General features: G+C 72.4%; 5 protein-coding genes. All 5 read left to right on the top strand.

The window, feature by feature from the left end; translation table 11 throughout:
• Nucleotides 1-909, top strand: a 909-nt coding sequence (locus VKN16_05230) for a TIGR03619 family F420-dependent LLM class oxidoreductase (protein HME93600.1), incomplete at its 5' end; no start/stop codon positions are given.
• Between the two features lie 98 nt (nt 910-1,007).
• The gene (locus tag VKN16_05225) at nt 1,008-1,226 is read left to right on the top strand and encodes a hypothetical protein (protein HME93599.1); all 219 of its coding nucleotides are present in this window, start codon (nt 1,008-1,010) and stop codon (nt 1,224-1,226) included.
• Nucleotides 1,223-2,614: an amidase gene (locus tag VKN16_05220; GenBank protein ID HME93598.1), complete on the top strand. Its 1,392-nt coding sequence runs from the start codon at nt 1,223-1,225 to the stop codon at nt 2,612-2,614. The genes VKN16_05225 and VKN16_05220 overlap by 4 nt, the downstream gene beginning before the upstream one ends.
• 7 nt (nt 2,615-2,621) lie before the next feature.
• Nucleotides 2,622-3,500 (top strand): MaoC family dehydratase N-terminal domain-containing protein, encoded by an 879-nt coding sequence (locus VKN16_05215; protein ID HME93597.1) that lies wholly within the window; start codon nt 2,622-2,624, stop codon nt 3,498-3,500.
• Between the two features lie 18 nt (nt 3,501-3,518).
• Nucleotides 3,519-3,911, top strand: a complete 393-nt coding sequence (locus VKN16_05210; GenBank protein HME93596.1) for a hypothetical protein — start codon at nt 3,519-3,521, stop codon at nt 3,909-3,911.
• Nucleotides 3,912-4,058: the final 147 nt, after the last annotated feature.

The following is a 4,058-nucleotide window of genomic DNA, read 5'->3' as shown; positions in this document are numbered from 1 at the left end:
CGCGGGGAGACCGCGCGGCCGGACGCGCTCGAGGCGCTGGTCACGCGCGGCGAGGCGCTCGGGTTCGCCTCGGTGGTGATCGCCGACCACGTGGTGTTCCCGGTCACGATCAGGTCGCGCTATCCCTACACGGTGAGCGGGGCCTTCCCCGGCCAGGGCGACGCGCTCGAGCAGCTCTCGCTGATGGCCTTCATCGCGGGCAAGGCCCGCACCCTGCGGCTCATCAGCAGCGTGATGATCCTGCCGCACCGCAACCCGGTGGTGACCGCCAAGATGCTCGCCACCATCGACGTGCTGTCGGGCGGCCGCGTCACCGTCGGCGTCGGGGTGGGGTGGCTGCGCGAGGAGTTCCAGGCGCTCGCCGCGCCCGACTTCGACCGCCGGGGCGCGGTGAGCGACGAGTACCTCCGCATCTTCAAGACCCTCTGGACCGAGGATCCGGCGTCCTTCCACGGCGAGTTCTATCGCTTCGACCGGATCCACTGCATGCCGCATCCCGTGCAGAAGCCGCATCCCCCGATCTGGATCGGCGGCCACAGCAAGCCCGCGCTCCGCCGGGTCGCGCGCCTGGGCGACGGCTGGCATCCGGTGGGCGCCAACCCGGCCGCGCCGCTTCGTCCGGCCGAGATGCGCGTGTTGCTCGACGAGCTGCGCCGCCTCGCCGAGGCGGAGCGACGCGATCCCGCGACGCTGACCATCTCCTACAAGGCGCCGCTCTACGACGCCGGGCAGGGCGTCGACGGCGGCCGCGAGCGTCGTCCGTTCTCGGGGAGCCCGCAGGCCATCGTCGACGACATCGGCGCCTTCGCGGCCCTCGGGGTCAGCGAGCTGATCTTCGACTTTCGCAGCGAGACCCTCGCCGAGAGCCTCGACCGCATGGAGCGCTCCGCCGCCATGCTTCGCGCCTGAGCTCGGCCCTCATAGTCCTCGGCCGCGCCCGCTCGACGTGTTGCTCTGGCGCTCGGAGCCGTCTACTCTATGGCCCGTCGCCCACAAGGAGAATTCTCATGGCCGAGCTACCCGCTGACGTCACGCTGGACGAGGTCAAGGAGCGCGCCCGCCTCGCCGGTCTCCCGATCCCCGAGGCGCGTCTCTCGATGGTGCGCGGCTTCCTGATGAACGCGCTCCGGCCGATCCGGGCCCTCGACAGTCGCACCGTGCGGACCGTCGAGCCGGCGGTGACCTTCGATGCGAGAGGCGATTCTCAGCACGGGAGCGGCTCATGAGCGCCGACGAGCTGTGCTACGCGGGCATCCGGGAGCTGGGCGGGCTCTTCCGCCGCCGCGAGCTGTCCCCGGTGGACTACGCGACCGATCTGCTCGGCCGCATCGAGCGCCTCGACAAGCACCTCGCCTCGTTCGTCACGGTGACCGCGGAGCGCGCGCTCGCCGACGCCCGCGCCGCCGAAGCCGCGCTCAAGCGGGGCGACGCGGGCCCGCTGACCGGGATCCCCATCGCCTACAAGGATCTCTACGCGACGCGCGGCATCCGCACCACCGCCGGCTCCGCGCTGCTCGCCGACTGGGTGCCCGACTTCGACTGCACGTGCGTGGCACGCCTGCAGCAGGCCGGCATGGTCATGCTCGGCAAGGCGATCACCCACGAGTTCGCCTTCGGCATCCAGTTCCCCGGTCATCGCTTTCCGCCCGCCCGCAATCCGTGGAACCTCGAGCACATCCCGGGCGGCTCCAGCAGCGGCTCCGGGGCGGCGCTGGCCGCCGGGCTCACGGTCGGCTCGCTGGGCTCCGACACCGGCGGCTCCATCCGCGGGCCGGCGGCCTTCTGCGGCATCAGCGGGCTCAAGCCCACCTACGGGCGGGTGAGCCGCGCCGGCGTCGTCACGCTGTCGTGGACGCTCGATCACACCGGGCCGATGGCCCGCTCGGCCGAGGACTGCGCGTATATCTTGCAAGCCCTCGCCGGACACGATCCGGCCGATCCGGCGTCCGCGCGCGAGCCGGTGCCGGACTTCCTCGCCGGCCTCGAGGGCGGCGTGAAGGGGCTGCGGGTCGGGGTGGTGCGCGACTACTTCTTCGACCAGGTGGAGCCGGAGACGGTGGCCGCCTTCGAGCGGGCGCTGGGCGAGCTGGCCCGGCTCGGAGCCGCGGTGCGCGACGTGGCGATCCCGAGCATCCACGCCACCCCGTCGTTCATGGTGATCATGCTCAGCGAGGCCTACGCCTATCACGAGCGCGATCTGCGCACGCGCCCCGAGCTGTACGGCGAGGTGCTCCGCGAGAAGCTGATGGCGGGCGGGCTGTTCCGCGCCGCCGAGTACGTGCAGGCGCAGCGCCTGCGGGCGCAGATCCGTGAGGACACCGCCCGCGCGCTCGAGTCGGTGGACGTGCTGATCACCCCGACCGTGCTCGGGCCCGCCCCCGCGTTCAAGGTCGTGCTCGATCCCGATTTCCCGTTCGCCAAGTCGAACATGGGCCCCTTCAACATCACCGGGCTGCCGACCCTCGCCCTTCCCACCGGCTTCTCCACCAGCGGCCTGCCCCTGTCGATGCAGATCTCCGGGCGGCCCTTCGACGAGGCCACCGTGCTGCGCGCGGGCCACGCCTATCAGCGCGCGACCGACTGGCATCGCCGCCGGCCGCCGGTGCCGGCGTGAGCGAGTCGTGAGCACGCCGGTCAGTACGATCGCCGGTCTGGAGGACCTCAAGGCGCACGTCGGCCGGCGGGAGACCGCCACCGACACCGTCACCGCCGCGCCCGCGAATCTCCTCAATCTCACGTTCGGACGAGGGGAGCCCGATTTCCAGCCGGGTGACCCGCTGCCGCCGGGCTGGCAGTGCCTCTACTTCCTGCCGCGGTTCGGCCCCGACGCGCTGCGGCCGGACGGCAGCCCCGTCGACACCGGGGTGATCCCGCCGATGCCGCTGCCGCGCCGGATGTTCGCGGGCGAGCGCTTCCGCTTTCACCGGCCGCTCCGCATCGGCGAGACGGTGCGGCGCGAGACCGAGCTGGCCGACATCTCGGTGAAGACGGGCGGGACCGGGACCCTGGTGTTCGCGACGGTGGTGCAGCGCATCTTCGCGGGCGATGCCCTCGCCATCGAGGAAGAGCGGCGAACCGTCTTCCGCGAGGAGGTGAAGGCGGGCGAGCGCAACCAGGCGCCGCGCCGCGAGCCCGCGCCCGACGACGTGCCGTGGCGCCGGCGGATCGCGCCGGACCCGGTCCTGCTGTTTCGCTTCTCCGCGCTCACCTTCAACAGCCACCGCATCCACTACGACCGCCCCTGGGCGACGGACCGCGAAGGATACCCCGGTCTGGTGGTCCACGGGCCGCTGACCTCCACCCTGCTGATCGACTTCGCGCGGGATCACGCGCCCGGCCGGACGTTTCGCTCGTACGAGACGCAGGCCCGCGCCCCGCTCTTCGACAACGACGCTTTCGAGCTGCGCGGCCGCCCGGCCGCCGACGGGCGGGCCTGCGACCTGTGGGCCGTGACCCCCGACGGCACGGTGGCCATGAGCGCCCGCGCCGAGCTCGCCTGACGAAAGAAAGGACGACCGATGGCCGACGAGACCATGGAGCTCCGGATGGATCCGAACGCCCTCTACCGGGAGGAGACGTTCACCGACCGCCGCATCGGGGTGATCCGGGTGATGACCCCGGTGAAGACCGACGGGGCGATCGACCTGGGCCGCCAGATCCTGTACGTGGGCGAGGCGCAGCTCCTCTCGCCGGTGGGCGCGCTGCCCATCACCTTCGACATCGAGGCCACCTCGCTCGGCGACGCGGCCGAGAAGTTCGCGGCAGGGGCCAAGGTCGCGGTCGAGCGCGCGATCCGGGAGCTGCAGGAGCTGCGGCGCGAGCAGTCCTCGAACATCGTGATCCCGGACCGGATGCCGCCGGACCTGGGCGGCCGGGGCGGACCACGGGGTCCCGGGCGGATCCAGCTCTGAGCGCGAGGGCGCGATGAACCTGCTGCGTCCGATCGACCGGCACGTCACCGTGGGCGGGCTCCGCTTCCACGTGCTCGACTGGGGCGGCGAGGGCCGTCCGCCCCTGCTCCTCCTGCACGGGTTCACCGGGCACGCGCACGCCTGGGA

This window comes from Candidatus Methylomirabilota bacterium, assembly GCA_035315345.1.
Lineage (GTDB): Bacteria > Methylomirabilota > Methylomirabilia > Rokubacteriales > CSP1-6 > CAMLFJ01.
This window is presented reverse-complemented; position numbering and strand designations above follow the sequence as displayed.

What these genes read in the sequence shown, in the direction of transcription:
- VKN16_05225 (HME93599.1), top strand. Translation starts at nt 1,008, where the DNA reads ATGGCCGAGCTACCCGCTGACGTCACGCTGGACGAGGTCAAGGAGCGC.
- VKN16_05220 (HME93598.1), top strand. Translation starts at nt 1,223, where the DNA reads ATGAGCGCCGACGAGCTGTGCTACGCGGGCATCCGGGAGCTGGGCGGG.
- VKN16_05210 (HME93596.1), top strand. Translation starts at nt 3,519, where the DNA reads ATGGCCGACGAGACCATGGAGCTCCGGATGGATCCGAACGCCCTCTAC.